The 252-nt window shown below is 64.7% G+C and carries 1 protein-coding gene; it reads right to left on the bottom strand.

The features are described 5' to 3' along the window. Positions 1-211, bottom strand: a 211-nt coding sequence (locus tag AB4Y32_RS40670) for a DDE-type integrase/transposase/recombinase (protein WP_368726602.1), incomplete at its 3' end; no start/stop codon positions are given. Positions 212-252: the final 41 nt, after the last annotated feature.

The following is a 252-nucleotide window of genomic DNA, read 5'->3' as shown; positions in this document are numbered from 1 at the left end:
GCGCCTTGCTGACGAACTCCGGCCCGTTGTCGACCTGAATCAGATTAGGCCGCCGTCCCCGCTGACGTAGCTGCTCCAGAACGCGCGCGACTCGAGCGCCCGTGAGCGAGAAGTCGACCTCGATGTGTGGGCACTCGCGGTTCCACGCGTCGATGATGGTCAACATGCGAATGCGTCGGCCGTGCGCCAGCGCGTCAGCAACAAAGTCCATCGCCCAGCTTTCATCTGCGCCGTCGGGCGTCGGCATGACCA

Origin of the sequence: Paraburkholderia phymatum (genome assembly GCF_040965635.1) — a bacterium.
GTDB lineage: Bacteria > Pseudomonadota > Gammaproteobacteria > Burkholderiales > Burkholderiaceae > Paraburkholderia > Paraburkholderia phymatum_B.
This window is presented reverse-complemented; position numbering and strand designations above follow the sequence as displayed.